Below are 261 nucleotides of genomic sequence, written 5' to 3' on the forward strand. Positions count from 1 at the left end.
GACAGCCGCTTTAGCAGAGATGCTAAAGCAAAATAGAATAAGAGTAATGGAATCGAGAGATTCGAAAAGAACCGATAGATAGAGGCATCGATTATATAATATTAAAATATACGATGAAGAGTTTGATCCTGGCTCAGGATGAACGCTAGCGGCAGGCTTAACACATGCAAGTCGAGGGGTAGAATTCTTCGGAATTTGAGACCGGCGCACGGGTGCGTAACGCGTATGCAATCTGCCTTCCACAGAGGGATAGCCCAGAGA

The 261-nt window shown here is 45.2% G+C and carries 1 rRNA gene; it reads left to right on the forward strand.

The window, feature by feature from the left end:
- Positions 1-110: 110 nt before the first annotated feature.
- Positions 111-261, forward strand: a 16S ribosomal RNA gene (locus DM397_RS00150); the annotation flags it as partial.

Source organism: Flavobacterium nitrogenifigens, from assembly GCF_003254565.1.
GTDB lineage: Bacteria > Bacteroidota > Bacteroidia > Flavobacteriales > Flavobacteriaceae > Flavobacterium > Flavobacterium nitrogenifigens.